General features: G+C 36.4%; 27 protein-coding genes and 4 pseudogenes. 24 read left to right on the top strand and 7 right to left on the bottom strand.

The window, feature by feature from the left end; genetic code table 11:
* Positions 1-480: 480 nt before the first annotated feature.
* The gene (locus tag FJQ98_RS18215; RefSeq protein ID WP_053597083.1) at positions 481-864 is read right to left on the bottom strand and encodes a rhodanese-like domain-containing protein; all 384 of its coding nucleotides are present in this window, start codon (positions 862-864) and stop codon (positions 481-483) included.
* Between the two features lie 284 nt (positions 865-1,148).
* On the opposite strand from FJQ98_RS18215, the gene FJQ98_RS18210 reads away from it, so the two are divergent.
* The 6 genes and pseudogenes from FJQ98_RS18210 (at position 1,149) to FJQ98_RS18185 (ending at position 7,114) form a co-directional block, all read left to right on the top strand.
* Positions 1,149-1,979, top strand: a complete 831-nt coding sequence (locus FJQ98_RS18210; RefSeq protein ID WP_053597045.1) for a lipoate--protein ligase family protein — start codon at positions 1,149-1,151, stop codon at positions 1,977-1,979.
* Between the two features lie 201 nt (positions 1,980-2,180).
* Positions 2,181-2,969: pseudogene (locus tag FJQ98_RS18205) on the top strand (ribonucleotide reductase N-terminal alpha domain-containing protein); the annotation flags it as partial.
* A 208-nt stretch (positions 2,970-3,177) separates the two neighbouring features.
* Positions 3,178-4,029, top strand: a complete 852-nt coding sequence (locus FJQ98_RS18200) for an LAGLIDADG family homing endonuclease (protein WP_082340421.1) — start codon at positions 3,178-3,180, stop codon at positions 4,027-4,029.
* A 76-nt stretch (positions 4,030-4,105) separates the two neighbouring features.
* Positions 4,106-5,887: pseudogene (locus tag FJQ98_RS18195) on the top strand (vitamin B12-dependent ribonucleotide reductase); the annotation flags it as partial.
* A gap of 147 nt (positions 5,888-6,034) precedes the next feature.
* Positions 6,035-6,325, top strand: a pseudogene (locus FJQ98_RS18190) (heteromeric transposase endonuclease subunit TnsA); the annotation flags it as partial.
* A gap of 522 nt (positions 6,326-6,847) precedes the next feature.
* Positions 6,848-7,114: a hypothetical protein gene (locus tag FJQ98_RS18185; RefSeq protein WP_053597047.1), complete on the top strand. Its 267-nt coding sequence runs from the start codon at positions 6,848-6,850 to the stop codon at positions 7,112-7,114.
* A gap of 969 nt (positions 7,115-8,083) precedes the next feature.
* Here the strand turns inward: FJQ98_RS18185 and FJQ98_RS18180 are convergent.
* Positions 8,084-8,689 (bottom strand): annotated as a pseudogene (locus FJQ98_RS18180) (PEP-utilizing enzyme); the annotation flags it as partial.
* Between FJQ98_RS18180 and FJQ98_RS26920 the strand changes: the two are divergent.
* Entirely contained in the window at positions 8,674-8,853 is a 180-nt protein-coding gene (locus FJQ98_RS26920) for a hypothetical protein (protein WP_241774650.1), read from the top strand. The pseudogene FJQ98_RS18180 and the gene FJQ98_RS26920 overlap by 16 nt on opposite strands.
* Positions 8,840-9,439 carry an NAD(P)H-dependent flavin oxidoreductase gene (locus FJQ98_RS18175; RefSeq protein WP_053597049.1) on the top strand — a complete coding sequence of 200 codons (600 nt, stop codon included), beginning with the start codon at positions 8,840-8,842 and terminating at the stop codon, positions 9,437-9,439. The genes FJQ98_RS26920 and FJQ98_RS18175 overlap by 14 nt, the downstream gene beginning before the upstream one ends.
* Positions 9,440-9,497: 58 nt before the next feature.
* Here FJQ98_RS18175 and FJQ98_RS18170 read toward each other — a convergent pair whose 3' ends face one another.
* The gene (locus tag FJQ98_RS18170) at positions 9,498-10,469 is read right to left on the bottom strand and encodes a DUF1385 domain-containing protein (protein ID WP_053597050.1); all 972 of its coding nucleotides are present in this window, start codon (positions 10,467-10,469) and stop codon (positions 9,498-9,500) included.
* A gap of 131 nt (positions 10,470-10,600) precedes the next feature.
* Between FJQ98_RS18170 and FJQ98_RS18165 the strand changes: the two genes are divergently transcribed.
* The 12 genes from FJQ98_RS18165 (at position 10,601) to accC (ending at position 19,282) form a co-directional block, all read left to right on the top strand.
* Positions 10,601-11,026: a hypothetical protein gene (locus FJQ98_RS18165; protein ID WP_053597051.1), complete on the top strand. Its 426-nt coding sequence runs from the start codon at positions 10,601-10,603 to the stop codon at positions 11,024-11,026.
* A gap of 61 nt (positions 11,027-11,087) precedes the next feature.
* Complete coding sequence (gene aroQ, locus FJQ98_RS18160) at positions 11,088-11,531, top strand: type II 3-dehydroquinate dehydratase (protein WP_053597052.1); 444 nt, start codon at positions 11,088-11,090, stop codon at positions 11,529-11,531.
* Entirely contained in the window at positions 11,525-12,586 is a 1,062-nt protein-coding gene (locus FJQ98_RS18155; protein ID WP_053597053.1) for a M24 family metallopeptidase, read from the top strand. The genes aroQ and FJQ98_RS18155 overlap by 7 nt, the downstream gene beginning before the upstream one ends.
* 17 nt (positions 12,587-12,603) lie before the next feature.
* Positions 12,604-13,161 carry an elongation factor P gene (efp, locus tag FJQ98_RS18150; protein ID WP_053597054.1) on the top strand — a complete coding sequence of 186 codons (558 nt, stop codon included), beginning with the start codon at positions 12,604-12,606 and terminating at the stop codon, positions 13,159-13,161.
* A gap of 202 nt (positions 13,162-13,363) precedes the next feature.
* Entirely contained in the window at positions 13,364-14,371 is a 1,008-nt protein-coding gene (locus FJQ98_RS18145) for an NAD(P)H-dependent flavin oxidoreductase (RefSeq protein WP_053597055.1), read from the top strand.
* A 138-nt stretch (positions 14,372-14,509) separates the two neighbouring features.
* Positions 14,510-14,719, top strand: a complete 210-nt coding sequence (locus FJQ98_RS18140) for a hypothetical protein (protein ID WP_012295089.1) — start codon at positions 14,510-14,512, stop codon at positions 14,717-14,719.
* Between the two features lie 5 nt (positions 14,720-14,724).
* A complete protein-coding gene (locus tag FJQ98_RS18135; RefSeq protein WP_053597056.1) occupies positions 14,725-15,102 on the top strand; it encodes a hypothetical protein in 378 nt (125 codons plus the stop codon).
* 12 nt (positions 15,103-15,114) lie between these two features.
* Complete coding sequence (locus FJQ98_RS18130) at positions 15,115-16,026, top strand: stage III sporulation protein AE (protein ID WP_053597057.1); 912 nt, start codon at positions 15,115-15,117, stop codon at positions 16,024-16,026.
* 167 nt (positions 16,027-16,193) lie between these two features.
* Entirely contained in the window at positions 16,194-16,655 is a 462-nt protein-coding gene (locus FJQ98_RS18125; protein ID WP_241774651.1) for a hypothetical protein, read from the top strand.
* The gene (locus FJQ98_RS18120; RefSeq protein WP_053597059.1) at positions 16,656-17,213 is read left to right on the top strand and encodes a SpoIIIAH-like family protein; all 558 of its coding nucleotides are present in this window, start codon (positions 16,656-16,658) and stop codon (positions 17,211-17,213) included.
* A gap of 201 nt (positions 17,214-17,414) precedes the next feature.
* Complete coding sequence (gene accB / locus FJQ98_RS18115) at positions 17,415-17,909, top strand: acetyl-CoA carboxylase biotin carboxyl carrier protein (RefSeq protein WP_053597060.1); 495 nt, start codon at positions 17,415-17,417, stop codon at positions 17,907-17,909.
* Positions 17,910-17,923: 14 nt separating this feature from the next.
* On the top strand, positions 17,924-19,282 hold the full coding sequence (gene accC / locus FJQ98_RS18110; protein WP_053597061.1) for an acetyl-CoA carboxylase biotin carboxylase subunit: 1,359 nt from the start codon (positions 17,924-17,926) through the stop codon (positions 19,280-19,282).
* 151 nt (positions 19,283-19,433) lie between these two features.
* Here the strand turns inward: accC and FJQ98_RS18105 are convergent, their stop codons facing one another.
* Positions 19,434-19,595, bottom strand: coding sequence for a hypothetical protein (locus FJQ98_RS18105; RefSeq protein WP_198926943.1), 162 nt, complete (start codon positions 19,593-19,595; stop codon positions 19,434-19,436).
* Positions 19,596-20,479: 884 nt separating this feature from the next.
* Here FJQ98_RS18105 and FJQ98_RS18100 point away from each other — a divergent pair.
* Positions 20,480-20,896 carry an Asp23/Gls24 family envelope stress response protein gene (locus FJQ98_RS18100; protein ID WP_053597063.1) on the top strand — a complete coding sequence of 139 codons (417 nt, stop codon included), beginning with the start codon at positions 20,480-20,482 and terminating at the stop codon, positions 20,894-20,896.
* A 118-nt stretch (positions 20,897-21,014) separates the two neighbouring features.
* On the opposite strand, the gene FJQ98_RS18095 is transcribed toward FJQ98_RS18100, so the two are convergent.
* The 3 genes from FJQ98_RS18095 to FJQ98_RS18085 all read right to left on the bottom strand — a co-directional run bounded on the left by FJQ98_RS18095 (position 21,015) and on the right by FJQ98_RS18085 (position 23,392).
* Complete coding sequence (locus FJQ98_RS18095; protein ID WP_053597064.1) at positions 21,015-22,184, bottom strand: MFS transporter; 1,170 nt, start codon at positions 22,182-22,184, stop codon at positions 21,015-21,017.
* 187 nt (positions 22,185-22,371) lie between these two features.
* Positions 22,372-23,211, bottom strand: coding sequence for a MerR family transcriptional regulator (locus tag FJQ98_RS18090; RefSeq protein ID WP_053597065.1), 840 nt, complete (start codon positions 23,209-23,211; stop codon positions 22,372-22,374).
* A gap of 13 nt (positions 23,212-23,224) precedes the next feature.
* On the bottom strand, positions 23,225-23,392 hold the full coding sequence (locus FJQ98_RS18085) for a DUF2197 domain-containing protein (RefSeq protein WP_082340425.1): 168 nt from the start codon (positions 23,390-23,392) through the stop codon (positions 23,225-23,227).
* Positions 23,393-23,633: 241 nt separating this feature from the next.
* Here FJQ98_RS18085 and nusB point away from each other — a divergent pair, with 241 nt between their 5' ends.
* The 3 genes from nusB to FJQ98_RS18070 all read left to right on the top strand — a co-directional run bounded on the left by nusB (position 23,634) and on the right by FJQ98_RS18070 (position 25,906).
* Entirely contained in the window at positions 23,634-24,014 is a 381-nt protein-coding gene (nusB, locus tag FJQ98_RS18080) for a transcription antitermination factor NusB (RefSeq protein WP_053597066.1), read from the top strand.
* A 34-nt stretch (positions 24,015-24,048) separates the two neighbouring features.
* Positions 24,049-24,915: a bifunctional methylenetetrahydrofolate dehydrogenase/methenyltetrahydrofolate cyclohydrolase FolD gene (folD, locus tag FJQ98_RS18075; protein ID WP_053597067.1), complete on the top strand. Its 867-nt coding sequence runs from the start codon at positions 24,049-24,051 to the stop codon at positions 24,913-24,915.
* 175 nt (positions 24,916-25,090) lie between these two features.
* Complete coding sequence (locus FJQ98_RS18070; RefSeq protein WP_053597068.1) at positions 25,091-25,906, top strand: undecaprenyl-diphosphate phosphatase; 816 nt, start codon at positions 25,091-25,093, stop codon at positions 25,904-25,906.
* The last annotated feature ends 57 nt before the right edge of the window (positions 25,907-25,963 follow it).

The raw sequence follows: 25,963 nt of genomic DNA, 5'->3' as shown, positions 1-25,963 counted from the left end.
CGTTACTTTACCTTTTTCTGTAAAACGAACTTATCAGACGTTAAACAATAAATATAACAGGAGTGTTGATTAGGAAAAAATAGGTTTATTATTGAGCGATAAAAGGATTTTTTGTTGCTATTTTGCTAATATATTCCCATTTTTAACTGATTGTAGCGTAGGGATACTCGAGTGCTCCTGTCGCTTCGCTTTCGTCGCAGAGCAAAGCTTCCCGCGGGAAAGCGAGTAGCCCGTAGCGGAAATCAGCGCCTTCTAATTAATTAGGGTGGATAAAAGTGGTTAATCAACACACCTGTAAATATAATATAGTAGAAACTCAGAATTTTTTGCAAAAAAGTAAACCATCTCATAGTCATTTGAGATGGTTTCTTTCTGTGTAAAACAAAGCGACATAGGCAAATATAAATAAATTAATTTAGTTTCTATGAATGAATTAATTTATATTAGTCACTACTGCCTTATCGATTTTTGTTTCATTAATTATTTTTTGGACTTTATTTTACCTGTCCAAGTACGGAAGCCGCCTTGAAGTTGGTAAATTTGGTTGTAGCCACGTTTTTTTAGAAATAGAGCAGCACGTGAGCTACGGCCTGTATTTTGACAGTATAAATATACTGGTAAATCTGGGCGGATTTCTTTGTAACGTTGACGTAGAGTAGTCGAAGGAACATTACGTGCACCAAGAATGTGACCAGCATCAAATTCTTTTTGTTCACGTACGTCGATAAGCTGTGCTTTACGATAGCCTTCAATAAATTGTTCTTGTGTTAGGTTTGTTACGGCTTTTTTTAGTCGTAGGGCATTGATGCCGATATATGCAATGACAACTACTAAAATAACACCGATTGTGATAAGTATGTTCAACAAAATTTCTTACCCCTTTCTATCTTCTTTATTATTATAAAAGATGCGCTAGCGATAGTCCAATGAGTTTGATAAAATTAATTAGATTGTGGCTAGAATTAATTTATCTATATGTATGGATGTTATTAGTGAAAGGTCACAGAATCATTCCACTCCATTCATAGACTTGGGTGGATGATTACTTCAATAAAGAATAGAACTAAACGCAGAGTGTCAAAATTTTGAGAAGCATTATTTTGTACACGTTCGCAAAGGTTAATTTAATATTCGTAGGAGATGAAAATATGACAACTTGGTATTTTCTAAATTCAGGGAAATGTAGCCCTTCTTTTAATATGGCATTAGATGAGGCATTACTTGATTGGCATAGTGAAGGTTTAATTCCACCAGTCATTCGTTTTTATGAGTGGGAGCCAGCAACTCTTTCGATTGGTTATTTTCAACAAGCGGAAAGAGATATCAATTTAGAGGCAGTGCGAAAACAAGGACTAGGCTTTGTTCGTCGACCAACAGGCGGTAGAGCCGTTTTACATGAACATGAGTTGACATATAGCGTCATTGTTACAGAAAGCTATCCAAATATGCCTGAATCAGTGACAGAGGCATATAGAGTGTTAAGTGAAGGTATATTGCAAGGTTTTCATAATCTAGGCATGGATGCTTATTTTAGTGTGCCTGATACAGATGAAAAAAGAGCAGACTTAAAGAAACCTAAAAGTGCAGTTTGTTTTGATGCGCCAAGCTGGTACGAGCTTGTCGTAGAAGGTAAAAAAATAGCTGGTAGTGCACAAACTCGTCAAAAAGGTGTTATTTTACAGCACGGAGCCATTTTACTAGATTTAGATCAAGAGAAATTATTGTCTGTTTTCAATTTTTCAAGTGAAGAAGCTAAAGAACGTATGCGTAGAAAGCTACCGGAAAAAGCAGTTGCTATCAATAGCCTTGTAAAAGAACCCGTGACTATTAAACAATGTGTGACAGCTTTTCGTGATGGTTTTGCAAAATCGTTGCAAATTGATTTAAAACCATTTACACTTTCTGAGGAGCAATTAGAATATGTGCATGCACTTGAAGAAAAAAAATATGCATGTGATGATTGGAACTTCAAAAAATAAAAAATGGTATAAGAAAAATATTTTTTTATCGTTCAACCCTTGTGATAACAAGCAGTTCGGATTCTATTCGAAATTGCAAGAGTTGCATTAAAAAACTATATATAGTATCTTTTTTAAAGAAACATACACAATATGTAGTGTTTAGCGACACGATATATTGTGTATTTATTATGTAAGGCAGAAAATAAGGGAGGCAAAACGATGGTACTTACAAATCATCAACCCGAAGTAAACAAATTTGAACAGTTAAACAAAGATATTGAACAATTTCCGCAGGTTCATCCTGTAACATCTGAAATGCACATTACGCATAAAGGTGTATCAAGACTTGTGATGATCGATCGCTACTCGTTTAAGGATACGGAGAAGAAAACGTTAAAAGCCGGTGATTTTGTCGTATTAACAGTGAAGTCAGATCCAAAATTCCCTGCACGTGGTTTAGGGACAATCCAAAAGCTTGATATGTCTACGAAAACAGCAGAAATTTTGATTGAGGAAGATTACCGTAGTGCTTTAGATGATCCGAAAGAGCAAGAAACGGGTGTGATTACGCGTTCAATTGACGTGCTAGAAAAGCCTCTTGAAATATTTTATGAACAAATCGCAAAACGAAATGCAACAGGACTTGCTGCTGTTGAAAAAACACCAGAGAAACGCCAAGAATGGTTTGAGAAGTTTTATGAGCAGCTAGTATCATTAAAATTCATTCCAGCTGGACGAGTTATTTACGGAGCAGGATCTGAAACAGATGTAACTTTCTTCAACTGTTACGTAATGCCATTTGTAGCAGATTCACGTGAAGGAATAAGTGATCACCGTAAGCAAGTGATGGAAATTATGAGCCGCGGTGGTGGTGTAGGGACAAATGGTTCAACATTGCGTCCACGTAACACTTTAGCACGTGGTGTAAATGGTAAATCATCTGGTTCCGTTTCATGGTTAGATGATATTGCTAAACTGACTCATCTTGTCGAACAAGGTGGTTCCCGTTAACCGAAAACGGCGGGATTAAAATCTCGTGAATTGCTGGAACACCCTGAGAGCTTTTCTTGCTACAACGTAAACTGTGAAGTTAGGCGTGAATGCTTGAAAAAAGAAAAGATTGGGCAATCAGCAGCGAAGCATCTATGGAAACGTAGTTGAACGTTCAACGACTATTGAACCTTCCTAAACTTTGAACCACATCGGAGGTGGAAGCATGGAAGAAGTAAATCGTATTGTACGGAGACGTCCTTACGAGGCGCGAGACAAAGAACGATTGATTAAAAAAATTATTGAGTTGCATGAAAATGGTATGAGCCAAGTTGATATTGCAAAAACACTTCACATAGGAAGAGGAACAATCCTTAGATGGAATAAAGAGCTAGAGCTTTTTAAAGCGAGAAAGCCTGGGCAAGCAGGAAAGCTGAAAAATAAGAAGTATCATTATGATGAACACTACTTTAAAAATATCAATACAGCGAATAAGGCTTATTTAGTAGGTTATATTACAGGTGATGGTACTATATATGATCGTGGTAAATCGAAACGTATAGTTTTATCACTTGCTGAACAGGACCGGCAACTGCTTGAAGATATCGCAAAAGAACTGTCTATGCAAGAAGCGATTAAATTCCGTAAACGCCGTGCACCAAATGAACAAAACAAATACTCTTTAATAATTAATTCAACAGAAATGTGCAATGATTTAATGAGGTTGGGTATTACACCTCGAAAAACAGGTTTTGAAAGTTGGATTGATTTTAAAAATGAGGATTTGCAATGGACTTATTTAAGAGGTTTTTTTGATGCAGATGGTCATTTTTCCAAGCGTGGGAGAATAGGTTTTACAGGTAATCGTCAAATGCTTTTATCATTACTCCAATTTTTGCATAATCAACAACTAGCTTTAACCGTCCATAAAGTTTACCCAAAACAAGGATGCGTTGACTTATTCATTAATCGAAAAGCTGATGTGTTAAAGATTGTTCGAAAGTTATACGGTCATGGTTCCTTACAACTCAATAGAAAATATGAAAAAATCAAATCCTTCTTTGATGATATAGTCTGATCTTATGTGAAAGCATAAGAATGTGGCAGAAATGACCACATCAAAAAAGTATTTTAAAATATTTTTTTGTAACAAAAAGCGTGGGGCACAGATGATTATGCTGGCAGATTGGCATCCTGATATCGTGGAATTTATTATTTCAAAAATGCAAAATCCACGTATTCTACGATACCTAATCGAAAATACAACGGATAAAACAATTATTCGTCTAGCAAAAGAAAAATTAAACTTTAAGCCTCTTTCATCCCAAGAGGAAGCTATGTATCAAGGCATTGTGAACTATAAAAATATCGAAGGCTTAGGCGGTTTTGATACGGGTATTATTCGTGAAGCGGAAAACAAATTACGCGACGGTGGTACGTATACTGTTCACAATCCAGAGTTTTTAACTGGTGCAAATATTTCTGTAACATTAACAAAAGAATTTATGCAAGCTGTAGAAAATGACGCTGACTTTGAGCTACGTTTCCCAGCTGTTGAAGAATATACAAAAGAAGAGATGGCTATTTACAACAGTGAGTGGCATAAAGTTGGAGATGTGCGCGAATGGGAGAAAATGGGCTATAAAGTACGCACATATCGTACGATTAAAGCTCAGGAATTATGGAATTTAATCAACGTTTGTGCAACGTACTCTGCAGAGCCAGGTATTTTCTTCATCGACAACGCCAATGACATGACAAACGCAAAAGCTTATGGTCAAAGCGTTGTAGCGACAAACCCATGTGGGGAACAACCACTTGCACCATATTCTGTGTGTAACTTAGCAGCTGTTAACTTAGCACAGTTTGCGAATAAAGAAAATCAAACAATTGATTACGAAGCACTGCGTGAAACAGTTCGTGTTGGTGTTCGTATGCAAGATAATGTTATTGATGCTACACCATACTTCTTAGAAGAAAACCGTGTACAAGCTCTAGGAGAGCGTCGTGTTGGCTTAGGCGTAATGGGCTTAGCGGACTTACTAATTTATTGTGAGAAAGAATATGGCTCAGAAGCGGGTAATGAGCTAGTTGATGAAATCTTTAAAACGATTGCTGAAACTGCTTATGAGGCGTCAACAGAGCTTGCAAAAGAACGCGGTAGCTTCCCATTCCTTGTAGGAGCAACAGAGGAAGAAACAGCACGTTTACGTAAAGCATTTACTGAAACAGGCTTTATGCAAAAAATGCCTGCACACATTAAAGAGCAAATTTTAACAACAGGTATTCGCAACTCGCATTTACTGACAGTAGCTCCAACTGGTTCTACTGGTACAATGGTTGGTGTGGCAACGGGTCTTGAGCCATACTTCTCATTCACATATTACCGTTCTGGTCGCCTAGGTAAATTCATCGAGGTAAAAGCAGAAATCGTACAAGAATATTTAGAACGTCATCCGGAAGCTAATGAGAATGAACTTCCTGAATGGTTCGTTACGGCGATGGAGTTAAAACCAGAAGCACATGCTGATGTACAATGTATCATCCAAAAATGGATTGATTCATCAATTTCAAAAACTGTAAACGCACCAAAAGGTTATACAGTACAACAAGTTGAAAAAGTGTACGAGCGCTTATATAGCGGTGGCGCTAAAGGTGGTACGGTCTATGTAGATGGTAGCCGTGATTCACAAGTACTTACACTGAAAGCTGAAGAAAATGATATGGATCAACTATCATTTGAGGAAGAGTTAGTAGAAGTACCAACGAAGCGTCCTGTTGTATTAGTAGATACGATTCAAGCATTAGAATCGACAACAGTTGTTGGTTCGGATGTAGGAAATACTTGTCCTGTATGCCGTAAAGGAACGGTCGAAGAAATCGGTGGCTGTAATACATGTACAAACTGTGCTGCACAGTTAAAATGTGGCTTATAAAATAATAAAAAGTGTCTATCTGTTGATTTGAAATAAAGTCGTACCGTTTATAAAAAAGATGTATCGTTTAAAATAAAGTTATACCGTTTGTAAAAAAGTTGCACCGTTTTACCCCTTTGGATAATATTAATCTAAAGGGGTGTTTTCATGTCAAAACGAACTAGAACATCTAAAATAGAAAAGTGGATTAAAGAAGGTCGTGGCTCTGGAGTTGGACCATGGTTAAACATTCAAGATGTGTCTTCTAAAGGTCGGTCTACACGTTTAAAAGGTATTAAAAAAAATAGACAGCATGAATTTCTATCAGAATTGGAACGAAACTACTTTTATTTAACTGAATATTCTGATTTCGTTGTTGATATTCGAGAACAATTTCCTTTATTGCCGTTGGAAGAAACAATTGTCATTGCAGATGAATTAGGTCTTAAACATCCTACAAAACTTTATTCCAATCCAACATGAGAGGCTTATTTGTCATCTATATAAAGAATGTTCAAAGTGTAAAAAGATAAAATATTATAAGGATTTTACTATGAGTAAAGGTAAGATTAAAAACATTTGTTGTCAATGCTCTGCTGAAAAGAAAGAAAAGAGCTTGGATTATCAGTTAATGATTATGTATTTTGTAAAATGTCATACCTTATTACAAACTGTGTAAACTTAGTGTCTAAGTTTTTCGATTTAAACTAAGAGTGTGCGTACTTTGTGTCTCATTTAATCTATTTGCTAAAACTATATCAATATCTAATGATTGAAAGTCGTTCATTTTAGAATCTCCTTGGTTGCTTAGATTAAGAGGTGATTTATTATAGTAATCAATTGTCTAAAAGGGGAAAAGGATAGATCAAGAATTGGGTATATTTGGTAAAATTAACACAAGAAATTGAAATGTAATTGATGATAAAGTGGAAAAAGAGTTTTTACTTTTTTGACCAATCAAAAATTTAGGGGTGATTAGTGATGACACTTAAATGGTTGTGGATATTGGTTATTGCGTTTTGCGTACTAGAATGGATTTCAATCCCATTCATAAATGCATTTACAGGAAAACTGTATCAATTAGTTGATGGTGTATTAATAATTACTTTTATTATTTATCCATTATTTTTCTTGACTTCTCTTTTATTATTACAAAAGGGGAATAAAAAAATTGGTGCAGTAATTTTGCTTATTCCACTAATTGTGTACGCCCCTTTGTTAATAAGTCTTCAAACGTTGCTTAAATAATGTATTACTAATTGAGCTAACGGGGTGCTTTAGTGCAACGAGGGTTTCAAAAATAATCGAACTTTTTTATAAAGAATTTAATCTATCACATTAAATAAGAGCATGTTTTGATCAATCATTTTTTCAAAACATGCTCTTTAGTTTTGTTCTCATATCAAGATTGATATCGTTAATTTAATCAAACTTTATTACAAATCTAAACTATCTCGTCAACAAGACGGATAGGTACTTTTTTATCTTCATTTAGACAAACGCCAGTTACGGAAGTCTCACACCTTTAGGGAGGAGATGGTTGTCCAAACCACTTATCCCGTGTAAACGACCAGTCGTCGAAAATCTATTCGCATAAATAATGGAAAAATCCATGGTGAAAACGAATGAAAGAACTATGATGATATTGAAGTGCGGATTGACCAGGCATGCGAAGAGCCCAAAGTTATTTTTCACGCAGATATGATAATTTATAAAAAGTCTGATTGTTTATAATAAAGGTTGATAATTTATATTAAAGTTTGATAATTTATATTAAAGTTTGATCAAAATCCTGATGTGATAATGCAGAATTTTTTCTTGTTCAGCAATCGGGCCATTTTCTGGAATAAGAGATAGTATAAAAATCGTGTTTACGTACTTTAAAAATGTTTTTTTATGTTAAGTAACTTTAATAATGATATTCGATTTAATAATAGAAAAAACTATTGCCTTGTTCATTACTTTTTTCGTTACGTAAATGCAATTTTGATGTTGTTTTACTCTGCGATGAGGGGGAGCGTCAGGAAAATGAGGATTTACAACTTAAGGAAATTCTAATATAAAAAGGCCGATTTCTCGGCATTAAAATCGAGAAATTGGCTTTTTTCGTTACTACATAAACGCGTCTGGTAATAGGGTAACCGTCCTTTTATCCATGACAGGTTGCATTTAATGCCGTCCGTTATGACAGTGGCTTTAACTTGACGTATTCAGTTATTACAATATTTCAATATACCCTGCTGTTCCATGTACGCGAATTCGTTGCTCGTCTTTTATCAGTTTGATGGCATTTTCCACCCCAACAACTGCAGGTAAGCCATATTCACGTGCGATAACTGCTCCATGGGTCATCAGTCCACCAACTTTGGTCACTAGACCTTTTATGGATACAAACAATGGTGTCCAGCTAGGGTCAGTATAGGAGGTTACTAATATATCTCCATCTTCTAAATCAGCATCATCCATGTTTAAGATGACACGAACCCGTCCCTCTATAACTCCAGAAGAAACAGGTAGCCCTACCATAGCTTCGACTGGGATATTTTCTCGCTTGTATTCACCAGCGACGATTTCACCATCAGACGTGATAACACGTGGGGGAGTAAGTTTTTCATATAATTTGTACTCGTCTTTTCGTTTACTGATGATCTGATAATCCAGTTTATTAGTGTGTACGATTTCGCGAAGTTCTTCAAAAGTGAGATAATATATCTTCTTTTCATGAATAACGTTAGCATGCATGAGTTGTTCGACTTCTTTCAGTAAAGCCTTCTTATAAACAAAATAGCGATTAATCATGCCGTATTTTGGATATTCACGATAAAAAGGCGCTACCTACTGAGCAATGGGCAGTCAACCTTATTTGTCACTCTGTAGCGAATACACGTTTTGAGGAAGATTTACAGTTAATTGAACAATTCCGGCCACCAATTGTCATTACTTCACTAGGTAATCCAAAGAGAGTTATGGACATTGTGCACGGTTAAGGTCTATGCAGATGTTGCGAACGTCAAGCATGCTAAAAAGTCTGCTGCCACAGGTGTAGACGGACTAATCCTTGTTTGTGCAGGTGCTGGCGGTCATGGCGGGCAACTGAACCCATTTGGCTTTGTATCTGCGGTAAAGAAATTCTTTACGGGGACAATCATTTTATCAGGCTCCATCTCTGGCGGTGCAGACGTATTAGCTACTCAAATAATGGGAGCAGACTATGCCTATATGGGTACTCGTTTTTTAGATTGTGATGAAGGAAATGCACCTGAGGAATACAAAAATATGGTGATTGAAAGTGATACCTCTGATATTTTATATACCGATGCCTTTAGCGGTGTCCATGTTAATGTATTAATTCCATCTTTATTGAAGGAGGGCATTGATCCAACGACATTGAAGCCAAGAGAGGACGTTGACTTGACACATCTTGTTAATGTCAAGGCATGGCGAGATATTTGGTCTGCCGGACATGGCGTTACCAATATTGTCAAACGAGAGTCGGTTCGTGAAATACTCAAAACATTGGAAGTAGAGTACGAGAAAGCAAAGCAGCAAATAATTTCAGTACAGCCATTGTAAAAACTATAAAAAAGGGCAAGTCCAACTAAATGCATCAGTTGGACTTGCTCTTTAATTTTTAATCATGATTCAAAGTAGCTGCAATTTCTGGTTGTTGCTCAACTTGAAGCAGCATATTGAAGGATGCAATGGCTACTTCTACTTGGTCATCCTTAGGTTCACGTGTTGTCAGTAATTGTAGCCATAAGCCTGGATAGCCAAGGAAGCGTAATACGGGAATATTACGGCATGCATTTGTCGCTTGAAGTACTTCAAACGATATACCAAGAACAACTGGAATTAATAGAATACGGTCCAAAATGCGTAACCAAAGTGGATCAGTTGGCACGAAGAAATATAAAAACATGCCTACAAAGACAGTGAACAGCATAAAACTACTACCGCAACGATAGTGTAAGCGTGATTGTGCTTGTACATTTTCCACTGTTACGTCCATACCAGCTTCATAGCAATTGATAACCTTATGTTCTGCACCATGATATTGGAATACTCGTTTAATTAGTGGCGTTAAAGATATAAAATATAAATAGGTAAGTAGTAAAAATAGCTTAATGCCACTTTCAAGTAAAATTTGACCGGTTTTGCCCTCTATCCATTTAGAGAAAAAATCCGCAATAAATACTGGTATTAATGTAAAGGCGAATTTACCGAATAAAAAGGAAAGAATACCTACAACTGCAACGCCTAAAATCATTTGAAGCCTTGAGCCTTCTTCTTTATGCTCCTCTTCCTCACCAGGAGTAATATCGTAACGATCCCCTGAAAATTGCATATGACGAGAGCCTAAACCAGCTGATTCAATCAGTGCTACAACGCCTCGTACTAATGGAATTTTTTTAAGCTTTTGTAAGATAGGATTTTGAACTTTTTTATAATGATAATAATCAATGGAATCATCGTTACGGCGAATAGCTGTAATCGTATGTTCCTTTCCTCCGAACATTACACCCTCTAATTGTGCTTGTCCCCCGTAAACAGGTGAATTGCTCAAGGCTAACACCACTCTCTTTATATATTTCAACTGTACCATTGTACTAAATTTAGTGAAAAACCTCTAGAGTTACGCATAGTAAAATTTCTATATGGCTACACTAATCGTACAAATTAGGAAATGATTAACGTTAGAAAATAAATTCGTGGTACAGGTTAGGGGGGTTTTGCTTGAAAGTAGCTAGTATTACATCACTCGTCAGTGCACTTGTTTTAGCATTGTGTTTAAAGGGACTACATTACTTCCATCTCATTAAATGGAATCCGATAGGTTTTTATAAAAAGTGGGAGATGTTTGAAGGTAGCTCAAAACTATTTCAATGGAGCTTTCTCATCCTCGTCTTATTTATCATTGGATTTTTATTATTTATTACATTGAGATACGTCTATATTATCCCGGCTGTTCTAACTTCTTTTTTGCTCGGCCTTTTTTTATCAATCACATTAGAATGGATTGTTCTTGATTTGCCTTTACAATCTTCTTCCTTTAAAAAACTATCGATCCCTTTCATGGTCATTGTTATTTGTCTATTACGATTCTTGCTTGAAACAGCGAATTTTCATCAGAAAGAGCACACAGCACAAAAAGGAAATTAGTTGCTGTCTGGATCTTGTATGATAAAATAAATGGCAAGTACATAGAAAGAGGCGAATATGCGTGAAGTTATTATGTTTGAATGGACCTAATCTAAATCGTCTAGGTAAACGTGAGCCACATATTTATGGTCATGAGACACTAGACGATGTGAAGAAGAATGTTCAGAATCTTGCGGCGTCTTTAGGTGCCACTGTCGAGTTTCGTCAATCTAATCATGAAGGGGTACTTGTTGATTGGGTGCATGAAGCAGAAGACGAAAAATATGATGGTATTATCTTTAATCCTGGTGCATATACCCATACAAGCATAGCGTTACATGACGCAATTGCAGGAATCTCTGTGCCGGTTATAGAAGTACATATTTCAAATATCCATAAACGTGAGGCTTTCCGTCATCATTCCTATCTTGCTCCGGCATGCCTTGGTCAAATTTGTGGACTAGGTACGAAAGGCTATGAACTGGCACTACGCACATTTATTGAGAAGGAGAATGGATTATGTTGAAATTACAAAAGATACGTAAGTCACTTCAAGAACAAAATATCGATGGCATTTTAATTACGAACGGGTACAATCGTCGTTATATGACTGGTTTTACAGGTACAGCGGGCGTAGCGATTGTTTCTCAAAATGATGCTGTGTTTATCACAGATTTTCGTTATACAGAGCAAGCAGCTGCGCAAGTACAGGACTTCCGAATTGTGAAGCATGAGGCAACAATCATCGAAGAAATTGCAACGCAAGTAAACAACATGGGCATCAAATTATTGGGCTTTGAGAAAGAAACTGTTAGTTATGGCACATATGAGCTGTATAAAACTAAAATTCAAGCTGATTTAGTACCGATTTCTGGGCTAATTGAAAAAATTCGCTTGATTAAGACGCAACAAGAGATTAATATTATTAAGGTTGCGTGTGAAATTGCTGATCACGCATATACACATATCTTAAACTTCATCAAGCCAGGTAAAACAGAGCTTGAGGTTTCGAATGAATTAGAATTTTTCATGCGTAAACAAGGAGCAACTCAGTCCTCGTTTGATATAATTGTTGCGTCGGGTCTTCGCTCAGCTTTACCACATGGCGTTGCAACGAATAAAGTGATTGAAAAAGGCGACTTTGTTACATTAGATTATGGAGCGCTGTACAATGGCTATATCTCGGATATTACACGTACTGTGGCAGTTGGCGAGCCGTCTGAAAAATTAGTGGATATGTACAACGCAGTACTTGCTTCCCAGCTTTTAGCACTTGAAAAGGTAGGCCCTGGCTTAACAGGGATTCAAGCAGATGCGATTGCACGTAACTACTTAACAGAAAAAGGCTATGGCGCGGCATTTGGTCATTCTTTAGGACACGGTATTGGTCTTGAAGTACATGAAGGTCCTGGCTTATCGATGCGTTCTGAAGTGGTGCTAGAGCCAGGTATGGCCGTAACGATTGAACCAGGAGTGTATTTACCAGGAATCGGTGGTTTACGTATCGAGGACGATATTTTAATCACAGAGACAGGTAATGAACTACTAACTCATTCGTCAAAAGAACTTATTATTTTGTAAACTATGGAGGAACACAAATGATTTCAGTAAACGATTTCCGTACAGGTCTAACTATTATTGTAGATGGCCAATTATATCGCGTGTTAGATTTCCAACACGTTAAACCAGGTAAAGGTGCTGCGTTCGTACGCTCTAAATTACGTAACCTACGTAACGGTTCAGTAAACGAAAAAACTTTCCGTGCTGGTGAGAAAGTTGAAAAAGCACAAATTGATAACCGTAAAATGCAATACCTTTATGCACAAGGTGACGAGCATGTTTTCATGGACTTAGAATCATATGAGCAAACTGAACTTGCTTCAGATGCCATTGAATATGAATTAAAATTCCTAAAAGAAAACATGGAAGTTCATATTCAATCATACCAAAGTGAAATGCTAGGTGTTGAATTACCAAACACTGTTGAGCTAGAAGTAACAGAAACAGAGCCTGGTATTAAAGGTGATACAGCTTCTGGTGGTACAAAACCAGCAACTCTTGAAACAGGTCTTATTGTACAAGTGCCATTCTTCGTAAACCAAGGTGATAAGTTAATCATCAATACAGAAGAAGCTTCTTACGTTTCTCGTGCGTAGTGATTAAAAATATACGGCCTACTCTTTTCTGAAGGGTAGGTTTTTATTTTTTTCTTATACATATAAAGCTTAATCAATCGAACTTTGTGACAATAGATAGAAGGGTAGTAGCTTTTTTTATAAGCGTTACATTTGTTTCTATCATCTGATAGATGGTCATACCTGGAAGAAATGTTTACAATAAAAGTAAGGAGTGAATACTATGCTACAAACAATTATTGAAATACCAACCCCAATTATTCAAGCGCCAATGGCTGGTGTAACATCGCCAAAATTTGTGGCTGCCTGCGCAGAGGCAGGTATTTTAGGCTCAATTGGAGCGGGCTATTTAGATGGGGAGCGAACGAAAAGCTTTATTCAGGAAGTTAAACAACTAACAAAAAAACCGTTCGCAGTTAACTTATTTGTACAGGAAGAGCCACGTATTGATATCGATGTTCTTCAGAAGGCTCGAATGGCTTTACAACCATTTTACGACGAGCTAGGACTTTCACCTGTGCAAAGTGTTATGTCCAAGGAAGTATTTGAAGGACAAGTGCAAGCTGTTCTTGATGAAAATGTAGCTATTTGTTCCTTTACATTTGGCATTCCATCAGCAGATATCATTCTTCGCTTAAAGGACAACGATGTTTATGTTATTGGCACAGCTACTACATTAGAGGAAGCAAAGCGTGTAGAACAAGCGGGGATGCATGCTGTTGTTCTACAGGGTGGCGAAGCTGGTGGGCATCGCGGTTCTTTCACTGAACCTATGCAATTAATCGATTTATACGATTTACTTCAGCAAGTAGTAGGACAAATCTCCATTCCAATTATCGCGGCAGGAGGAATTGTCACAAAAGAGGCTGTCGAAAAAGCACTAGTAATGGGTGCACAGGCAGTTCAAATTGGTACAGCTTTACTTGTGGCTGATGAGTGTGAAATTTCCCCGCTCTATAAAAATGCCGTGCTCCAATCAAAAGCTCAGCAGACGACGATTACTCGTGCTTTTTCGGGTAAACCAGCAAGAGGCTTAGCCAATGATTTTACGGAACGTATGAAGGATGCTATTGTCGCACCATATCCATTGCAAAATGATTTAACTACAACTATTCGTAAAGAAAGTGCAAAACGGGGCAATGCCGAATATTTATCGATGTGGATGGGCGAAAATAGCTATTTAGTGAAACAAACAGGCTCTGTGAAAAGCATCGTTGAAAAATTACTATAACTTCTTTCATGTCGAATCCGGATGCAATTATGCCAAGGCATAAATTAATTTCATTAATATCCAAGATCTCTATACATATGTATGGAGGTCTTTTTTTAGGTTAGCAACATATATTGCTGTACACGAGGGGGCGTATGAATGGAATTACAAGACGTATTAAGAGTCGCTGGAGTGGGACTAGTAGTTGCGCTTCTTCATGTTTTCTTTGATCAAACAGGAAAGAAAGAATTTTCATTTTTCCTATTTTTCATTGCCTACTTATATATGACAGCGGAATTACTGCGATTTTTACGTCTATTTTTCAACGAGATCCTTACATTCTTTCAATGGCTGACCTCTTCCGGGTAGTGTAAATGGAAATTGTCATCATAGCTGTTATCATGCTGCTTTTATTATTGCTTATAAAAGAAGTCATACAACCACTCCATGCGCTAATTAGTGTAATGTTTTCGTTTTTGTTGTTCGGCATGTTGTTCTCGACACTCCTATTGCCATTCATCAAGCAATTGCTAGAGACGTTAGCTTTTTTGCCTTATGCGAAAGCCATTGTGGTAAGTGCTAGCCTTTTTTATATAGGGCAATGGATGTCTATGTTACTTGTAGAACAAAACTATAAAGTACTCGGGAACATTGTCTATGATGGGGTCAAGATTGTCATTTTGTTGTATTGGTTTAAGGAATTTTTGGCTGTTTTACAGGAGGTGTCGGCCATTTTACAACGGCTAAACTAAGGGGCGAAGACATTGCAAGAGCAAATACTTTCGTTTTTAATTGATCCATTCTTTCTATTGCTGAAGATGACGCTCATTTTGAGTGGCTATGTCATCATTATTTTGATTGTTAATATGATGTTACCAGAATTTGAAAAAGGGACAAGAATACTTTTTTTTCTTATTGTACTTGCCACAATAGGGCCTGTAGTTGTGAATTCATTTAAATTAATAGACGAAATAGCACAGGGACTCGCCCATATATTCACTGCATTTTATCCGATTCTTACTTCAAGCTTTCTTCTATCAAGCAGTATTACAGCGATTGCTTCTTGGCAGCCTTTCTTGCTTTTTTTTGTACAAGTCTTAACGATTATTAGTAGTAAGTGGCTTATTCCAGGTGTGCTTTTTGCCATTGTTTTTGATGTTTGCAGTGTCATTGTCAAAGAAATTTCGTTTACGAGAATTGCCGAATTGATTCGTTTTACTATTATGAGCATTGTCTCTGCATCTGTTATTTGTTATGTCATCTTAATGTCAGCAAGTGGTGTTGCGGCATTTAGTGTTAACGCAGCTGTTGCAGAGCCTGTGAAGAAATTAATAGAGGAAAATATTCCGGTTGTTGGTTCCATTATAGTAGATAGCTTTTCGATGTTCCAACATATGACACAATTTTCTTCTTCTATTAGTAGTATTACTGCGTTTATAGCGGTCATTACAGTATCGTTCATTCCAACAGTTCAGCTTGTTGTCAGTGCGTATTCGTTGAAACTGTTAGCAGCTATTTTAGAGCCAATTGCTTTTGATGATATTTGTAGATTACTAGATCATATTAGTAAATCTCTATTTACATTATGTGCTGTATCGTTTCTAATTGCTTTTTCATTTATGTTTTCTTGTTTTTTCCTCATCATTTTTGTGCAAGTTATGGCCGGGGGGAGATAGATTGATTCTTTTATTGGCAATACTCTTTATCTGTCAGATATTTGTTTTTCTAACAGAAGATAAAGAAATAATCTCGCTCACAAAACTTGTCATTGCGTTAGTATTTTTGCAAATGCTATTAAAGATTCCATTTATCAATTCATAGGAGGAAACAAGCGTACATACACTTGAAAAAGAGAAGAGATGAAAGGAGGCAATGTACAAGTGATGTGGAAAAGAAACCAAAAAAAACAACGTCATTTTTAGTCTTAATGCTGATCGCTGCCTCCGTGGGAATTTTCATCATTTTACCAATGTATCAAACGAATACAACGAATGGGCAAGTAACACCGAAAACCAATGAAGAAAAACTTGAACAGACATTGAAGGCTATGAAAGGTGTTGGGGAGGTAAAAGTCTATTTTTATTACGGAGATATGACAGATACGAAGGATGACAATCAACTATTCAGTCAATATTTTCGAGGAACTGAACAAGGCACGAAAGAAGTAACAGGGATACTAATTGTTTCAAAAGGAGCATCAGATATCTTTGTTAAAAATGAAATTCGTGCGGTTGTTAGTCAAGTAATGCAATTGCCGATTCATCGAATTATTATCGTTCCAATGGAAAATAAGGAGGAAAAGTAAATGCGCGTACGTAGAAGAACAGTTTGGTTTATGACATTATTAAGTCTAGTAGCAGTTATTTCAGTGTATTATTTGGTTGATCCAGCAAAGCAATTTAATGGTCTAACTATTTTCACAGATGATGCATTACAGCAAACTGCAGTAACTGGTGTAACAGATCAAGAAGCAACGAAAGATGGTGTGACACAGGAAGTATCTTCTCCAAGTCACTTATTTGAAGAAATGCGCATGCAAGTTAGTGATGAAAGAAGCCAACTTCGTCAACAATTAACACAGAAAATCGGTTCACAAGAATACTCAGCAGAAGATAAAAGTAAGGCTTATAACGAGATGGATAACCTTATAAAACAAGAATCCTCTGAAGCAATGTTAGAAATGCTTATTAAATCTTTAGGTTACTCCGATGCGTTTGTACGAGCGGATGGTGATAAAGTATCGGTAACTGTTATGGCTGAGGAGCTATCAAAAGCTCAAGCGAATGAAATTATTTATTTGGTAAGAACAGAGATGGAAGGCGCAAATGACGTACAAGTAAAATTTAGTGCAAATAACTATTAAAAGATAAAGAAAAAAAGGAATATTCTATTAATTTATTAACATTGTTATATATCAGCATAATGAAAAGGCTTTCGTTTAGTAAAAGAAAGCCTTTTATTTTGTCCATATTTACTTAATTTGCATTTAAGTATTTCAAATTGTTCGAAAAAAATATAAAATAGGGCTTGTAGTAGATTTTATTTCATAAGGAGAGTTAGAGAAATGTTCAAAATTCAAGAAATTCGTGAAATCATTAAATTAGTAGATTCTTCTTCAATTGACGAGTTCGTTTATGAAGTAGATGGCGCAAAAGTTAAGTTAAAAAAGAATGGTGTTGTTGTTACTGAAACTGTAGCAACTAAAAAAGAAGTAGCGGCACCTGTTGTACAACAATCTGCACCAGCGGCAGCTCCAGCTCCAGCAAAAGCTGAAGAAGCACCAGTTGCATCTGAGGCACCAACAAATAACGACCCGTCGTTACATAAAATTGTCTCTCCGATGGTTGGTACTTTCTACCAATCGCCGAACCCAGATTCACCAGCTTACGTTAAAGTGGGGGACAAAGTTGGTAATGAAACAATTGTATGTATCGTAGAAGCTATGAAACTATTCAACGAAATTGAAGCAGAAGTTCAAGGGGGAATCGTTGAAGTACTTGTTAAAGACGGTGAGTTAGTAGAATACGGACAACCATTATTCCTTGTAAAAGCTGAGTAAGGAGTGCACAACCTATGAAAAAAGTTTTAATTGCAAACCGCGGCGAAATCGCTGTGCGTATTATTCGTGCTTGTAAAGAGTTAGGCATTCAATCTGTTGCCGTATATTCAGAAGCAGACGCAGACGCATTACATGTGAAATTAGCAGACGAAGCATATTGCATCGGACCAAAGCTATCAAAAGATTCATATCTTAGCTTCCCGGCTTTACTTAGCGTAGCAGAAAAAACTGGTGCAGACGGTATCCATCCAGGTTACGGTTTTGTATCTGAAAACGCTGACTTCGCTGAAGCTTGTGAAAACGCAGGTATTAAGTTCATTGGACCATCATCTGACTCCATTAAAATTATGGGTATTAAAGACGTTGCACGTACAACAATGGAAGCAGCAGGTGTTCCGCTTGTTCCAGGTACTGGTATCGTTCCAGATATCGAAACAGGTAAAGAATGGGCTGCTAAAATTGGTTACCCAGTGATCATCAAAGCAACTGCTGGTGGTGGCGGTAAAGGTATCCGTGTAGCTCGTACAGAAGAAGACCTTGTAAAAGGTATTGAAATTACGCAAAAAGAGGCTGCTGCAGCATTCGGCAACCCTGGCGTATATTTAGAAAAATTCATCGAGTATTTCCGTCACTGTGAAATCCAAGTATTAGCGGATGGCTATGGTAACGTTGTACATTTAGGTGAACGTGACTGTACAGTTCAACGTCGTATGCAGAAATTAGTAGAGGAAGCTCCATCTCCAGCTCTATCTTCAGAGCGTCGTGCTGAGATGGGTGCGGCTGCCGTTAAAGCTGCACAAGCTTGTAACTATGAAGGTGCCGGAACAATCGAGTTTATTTATGACTACCAAGAAGATAAATTCTACTTCATGGAAATGAATACTCGTATTCAGGTAGAGCACCCAGTAACTGAAATGATTTCTGGTGTAGATCTTGTACAACAACAATTAAAAATTGCATCTGGTGAAAAACTTCCTTTCGCTCAAGATGATATTCAATTAAATGGTTGGGCAATTGAATGCCGTATTAACGCAGAAAATGCTTATAAAAACTTTATGCCATCAGCTGGTACTGTAGATACTTATGTAACGCCAGGTGGCTATGGTGTACGTATTGATTCTGCTGTTTATGCAGGCTATACAATCCCTCCATACTATGATTCAATGGTTGCAAAACTAATTGTTCATGCCAATACACGTGAAGAAGCGATTGCGAAAATGAATCGTGCGCTTAGCGAATTTGAAGTATCTGGTCCTGGTATCAATACAACAATTCCATTCCACCAAGCATTGATGAACAATGACGTTTTCAAATCAGCACAATTCAATACGAAGTTCCTAGAAGAGAATGATGTTTTGGGGACAAGCAAGTAATTGATTATGGCGAAGAAATCTATTAAGATTTCTTCGCTTTTTATTTTTATCGAGAGATTATTTGAATTTATCGATAAGCTTTGTTAATTTATCGAATAAAATTTTGGATTTATCACCTAACTTTTTAAATTGATCGACATAAAGATATACTCTATTGCTTTTTATTTAATTTTGCTAGAATTTGTTTTAGTGTTGAATGTATATTTTGTAGAGCAATTAGTATAAAGCCTAGCATTATAAATGTAACAATCTCACCTGTAAAAAATGAAAATACTCCTAAAATCAAGGCATACAAATAATACCATGTATTCATTTCGTTTCTCCTTATTTTTTGACATTTATCTAACTAAGATAAGTTATCTATTTCCAAATTAGCTGTAAATTCCATCTATACAAGAATTGTAGCGTATAATCTTGTTTTTGGAAATTAAAATAGGAACAGGAAGTATTTTTGTGCATGACATAATCAACGTCAGGTTTCCAAGCGTAATGGCTAATAGGAGGATTCAGTCTTCTGTATTGGTTAATTTGCAAAGAGGGAGGGAGAAAAAGATAAAATATTTAATTGTGGGGTAGCGCTGTTTTTGCTTTTTTTACAGTGGCATCGCCTACATTATTGACAATAGCAAATTAGTTTAGGAGGATGATTTATTTTGAATATTCTTCTTAGTGTTCTACTAGTTATTGTTTATGTTAGGTTTATGTATTATCTTTTTGGGGTTTTAACGAAATTTATGAAACGGAAAAGTTCTGATTTCATTGTGCAAATTTTACCCGGTTGGATTTTACTAATGATTTCAAGTAGCATTGTAATAATGTTAACTCCGGATTATTTAACATATCAAAAAATTTTCAGACTAATGATGTTCATTTCTATTGGAGTTTGTATTATTTCGATATTTTTATTAATTGTGGTAAAAAAGATCAGTTTAAATAAATACAATACTATTATTTTGAAATTGAAAGCAAATAGGGGTATAAAATAAGGACTATTTCTTCGCTTTTTATTTTTATCGATAAGTATTGTTGATTTATCGAATAAAATTTTGGATTTATCGCCTAACTTTTTAAGTTTATCGCTCAACTTTTTAAATTTATCGACATAAACCTTACTGAAGCCAAACTTTCCTTTTTATAGTATAATAAGCGTAAGTACAGCATTTGTTTGTGATGTGTAAGGGAAAGGATGATATTTGTATGGCAGAGAAAGTAGGACAATCTTTCGTACAACCAACGCCTTCTGGAAAAGAAGAACTTGGGAAAATTGAAGTAGCAGCGGAAGTAATCGAGGTTGTTGCTGGAATCGCAGTGAATGAGGTGGAAGGAATCGCTGCGACTCGAGGGAATATTGCAACAGGCGTAGTAGAACGCTTCGGTAAAAAAGTACACAATAAAGGCATTAAATCGGGTGTCACTGAAACTGGTGAGATTGCCATTGATGTATTTTGCTCTGTGAAATACGGCTATGCTATTCCAAAGGTGGCGAAGGAAGTACAAACTCAAATTCGCCAAGCGATTTTTAATATGACAGCACTTGAAACAGCCGAGGTGAATGTACACATTACTGGTATTCTCTTTGAAAAAGATGAGATAGCTGTACCTGTACAAGAATAAAAAGAAGGGTTGCCGATATGATGATTCATTCATCAAGGGGCAACCCTTCTTTTGAGTGTTTTTATAATAATAAGTTGGTAAAGGAAATTTATCAGCAGTGATTTGTATCGCTACTTTATTATATTTCAATATGCTTTGGTTTTCTCCAGAACAAAGCAAGTATAACGCCAAGTGTTAAAACAATTGTCGCAAAGTAGTATGGATAGTTCAAATTAATATCGAACAAAATCCCACCTAAAATAGGTCCAAAGATGTTACCAAGACTTGTGAACATAGAGTTCATGCCACCAACGAAGCCTTGTTCATTACCAGCAATTTTCGATAAATACGAGGTAACGGCAGGACGTATTAAATCGAAGCCGACGAAAATAAAGAATGTAACGAATAATATTGCGAAATAGTGGCTAACAAATGTCATAGCCAAAGTTAAAACAGCAGATAGGACGAGCGAATAACGGATAAGATTGATTTCGCCCATTTTTCTTGTAAGCCAATCGAATAGCACGAGCTGAGCAAGGGCCCCAACTATTCCGCTTCCAGTAATAATAATCGCGATATCTGAAGGTGTAAATGCAAATTTATGATCTACAAATAGACTAAATAACGATTCAAATGCAGCTAAACCAAATGATAGTACGAAAATAAGCACGAATGGAATAAGGTATAGCGGGCTAAAAATACGCTTCATACTGCCTACAATTGATGGTGCAGACTCCGCATCATCTGAAGCACGTGTCGGTTCTTTTAACAATATAATTGACAAGATAGCTGCTAAAAATCCAAGTATACCCGCAGCATAGAATGGTATGCGTGTTCCGAATTCTGCCAAAAATCCACCGATCCCAGGTCCGATAATAAAGCCCGTACTAATTGCTGCACTCATATAACCCAGTGCCTTTGGACGTTGTGACAATGTTGTAATATCAGCGATATATGCAGTCACCGCCGGCATGATGAAGGCAGCACTCACACCACCTAGCATACGTGAGATAAAGAGTATTTCAATAGAGCGTCCAAGCCCGAATAATAGCTCTGAAAAGCCGAATATAAAAAGACCTGCAACGATCATAATTTTTCGGCCAATGTTATCCACCATTTTACCTGCAATCGGTGATACGATAAGTTGAGTAATAGCAAATGCTGCCACCATATAACCAACAACAGAGCCTGAAATGTTTAGCTCATTCATGAGTGTTGGTAGCACTGGTATAACTAAACCAATACCTAAAAAGGCAATGAATAGATTCGATAATAAAATACTTAAGGTTAAAGTTTGTTGCTTATTCATATTGTTCTCCTTCAATCTTTCACGATACATGAAATCTAAATCTACTAGAATACTTCCACGTATTACAATAAACCCTATAGTAACTATAGGGTCAAAAGATTTGTTTTAATTTTTTTAGTTTTTTTATAAGTGTGGAAGTATTAGTGAGCAGTTATACAAGTTGACGCAATTAAATGGCACAGCTAGACTAGGATGTTTTTTGTCTTACTTTTAATTCAACAATAAATTTCTTTTCAAGCTCCAAAGTCAATGTAGCAGGCATGTATAGTTCATAAACTTTCGATTCAAAGGTTTCTTGTTGTGCCTCTACATAATTTCTCAATTTTTCATAAAATGAAAAATATGTATCAGGATGATAGGTAAAGGCAATACAAACATATATACCTGCAGGTTTAATTGTTTGCTTTATATTAGGTGAAAGCTGAGGAAATGTACGTTCGGTTAATAGCGGTGTAAAAAGAGCATCATAAATAATTTCATTCACATTTGTATAAGGAGCAAGTGGATAAATACAACCGTAACGACTATTTAGGACACTTCCTTCATTTTCAATAATTTTCGTTAGTGTTGCATAGTAAGTATTCGCGTTAGAAATAGGAGTAAGTTCTGTAGTAGTCACCTGTAAAATGGGCATTTCTTCTTCGACTTGAACATAAACCTCCCCAAAGACAGGGATATCAATCTGTTCTTGTATTTGTTTTTTTGTTTTAAGCAAAGTATATTTTACTTCGTTTAAACGTGAAATTTTTTCCACTATACGTTGCTCCTGTTGTTCTAAAAAACCTAGCAATTCTTCCGAAGTTAAATCGAGTGCTTTATTAATATCTTCAAGAGATATACCAATATACTTGAGTGATTTAATAATATCTAAGTAGAAAATCTGATTATCTTTATAATAACGATAATTTGTAAAGGTATCGGTATAGGCTGGCTTAAATAAATCAATTTGGTCATAATAGCGCAATGTCTGCACGGACAGATTAGATAGCTTGGCTACCTCACCAATTGTATAATAGTGTTCTTTCATAAAATTGCCTCCACTAGTAATAGCTAAAGAAGTTTCGTATGGCATCAAATCTTATCTTATGTTTACAATCCTCACAGTAAAATAGGCGGGATTTACGCTCTTTTAATTGCTTGTATTGTTCCTCTCCTTCATATAACTTGAATGTTCTTTTACAGCTTATACATGTAACTTCATAATGCATAATGAACACCTCAGAAAATGTTCTTTAATTCCCTTCATTATAGCATTCTTGCCAATTAAACAATAATGGGGATTTTTCATTTTTGACATCCAGCTTAATAAAGTTGATTGAAGGGTGTTAAAATAAGCAAAAAGTTGCTTGAAAAAGGTATCAGATTATTGAAAACTTGCTTGAATTCGTGTTTCTCATACGAATTTATGCTATTATAAACCTTAATGCCACTTAAGAAGGAGAGCTTTACATGAAACGACATGAGGCACGCGAAAAAGCGTTGCAAGTTTTGTTTCAGCTAGACAATACCGATCTAACAATTGAAGAAGCAATGGGTCATATTAAAGGTCAACCGACAAATGTCTTCTACGAAAAGATTGTTACTGGAACAGCTGAACATTTGGAGGAAATCGATGCTACTATAGAGAAGCATCTTGAAAAGTGGTCACTTGCCCGTTTACCCAAAATTGAAAGAACGGTTTTACGTCTAGCTGTATACGAACTTTTATACATGCCAGAAACACCAAAAAGAGTAGTACTTAATGAAGCGATCGAGTTATGCAAGACATTTGGCGACGAAAGCTCGTCTAAATTTGTCAATGGCGTACTTTCTAAATTTACAGAACAATAAAAATGTGTTGAATTGGAAGGAGTAACTAAGGTTTATGTCAAGTGCAATTATTAATGGTAAAGAAATTGGTCAAGAAATTCGTAATTCTGTAGCAGAGCGAGTAACGCTTTTAAAAGAGCAAGGCTTAACACCAGGCTTAGCGGTTGTTTTAGTAGGAGACAACCAAGCCTCAGCTACATATGTGAGAAATAAGCAAAAATCTTGTGAAGTAATTGGTATGTTTTCAGAACTAATTAAACTACCGGAAGAAACTACACAGGAAGAATTATTAGCACAAATTGAATTATTAAATAATCGTGAAGATATTCATGGTATTTTAGTACAATTACCACTTCCAAAACATATTGATGAGGATACTGTTATTGCCACAATCGCTGTTGAAAAAGACGTGGATGGCTTCTCACCAGTAAGTGTTGGGAAAATGATGCTTGGCCAAGAAACATTTTTACCGTGTACACCGTTTGGCGTGATGAAGCTTCTTGAGTATTCAGGAATTGAAATCGCAGGAAAGCACGCGGTCATCGTGGGGCGTAGTCATATCGTTGGGAAACCAATGGGACAACTCCTACTTCAAAAGGATGCAACCGTTACATATACGCATTCAAAAACACCAGACTTACCTTCATTCACAAAACAAGCGGATATATTAATTGCGGCAGTTGGACGTGCAAACTTTATTACGAAGGAGCATGTTAAAGAGGGCGCAGTTGTTATAGATGTCGGAATTAATCGTGATGAAAACAACAAGCTTTGCGGTGACGTAAACTTTAGTGAGGTCGATGGTATTGCGTCTCATATTACACCTGTACCAGGCGGTGTAGGACCCATGACAATTACTATGTTACTTTTCAATACAGTTCAAGCAGCAGAAAATAAGCTTGCGAATAAAGTTAAGCTATAATTTGAATGACTCTTTCGTTAGCTAGAAGCCATCTCAATATTTATTGAGGTGGTTTTTTAGATAATTTTACTGAAACCGTAAAATTTATTTTTTCTGGGGATTCTTTGCGAACTTTTAAGCTGCTCATAACGTCTAATGTAACGTTTGGGGCATACGTACTAATAGGGAGGTTTTTATGGAAAACATAGATTTTATACTTATCATCAAACATGTTATTATCGGTCTTGTACAAGGGTTTACAGAGCCAATTCCTGTATCATCGAGTGGACATGTTATGATTGCAAGTGAAATTCTTGGTCTTGGTGAGCAAGGTTTTACTTTTGCTATTTTAACGAACACAGCTTCTTTACTCGCCATTGTCTATATTTATCGAAAGGATATTGTCCGACTCATCACAAACTTTTTCCTTTATCTTAAGACACGTGAAAGTCGCTATAAAGCAGATTTTCGTTTTGCTATATTTATTGTGATTGGTTCTATTCCAGCAGGTGTTTTAGGGGTCTTATTAAGCGATGTTATTGCGGATAATGTTAGTATGACTACGATTGCACTTATGCTATTTGTGACAGGTATTGCCTTATGGCTAATTCGCAATATGCGTGGTACGAAAAAGGATGCAGATTTGACTACAAAAGATGCTATCATCGTAGGTCTTGGTCAAGCTGTAGCGCTAACGCCTGGCATTAGCCGTTCAGGAGCAACAATTATTTCAGCCATTGCAGTTGGAATGAAGCAGGAAACCGCTCTGCGATTTTCCTTCATGCTTTATATTCCTGTAAGTCTCGGTGGGGTTGTCCTTGGGATTACAGATTTTTTAAACGAGCCAAATAAAGGTGCATTAGCAGTTCCTTACGCAGCTACATTTATTGCGACATTGTTTATGACTTATTTTGCAATGCGTTGGTTTATGGGGATAATGAAAAGTGGCAAGCTTAGCTACTTTACATATTATTGTTTTTTAGTAGGTACGCTCTTATTAATATTTTATTAATTAAAAGGTCTCATAACTATAATTAGTTGTGAGGCTTTCTTGTTATTGAACAAATAT

The organism is Lysinibacillus agricola (assembly GCF_016638705.1).
In the GTDB taxonomy this organism is placed as follows: Bacteria; Bacillota; Bacilli; order Bacillales_A; family Planococcaceae; genus Lysinibacillus; species Lysinibacillus agricola.
The sequence above is the reverse complement of the archived record's forward strand: the minus strand, read 5'-3'. Positions and strand labels throughout refer to the sequence as shown.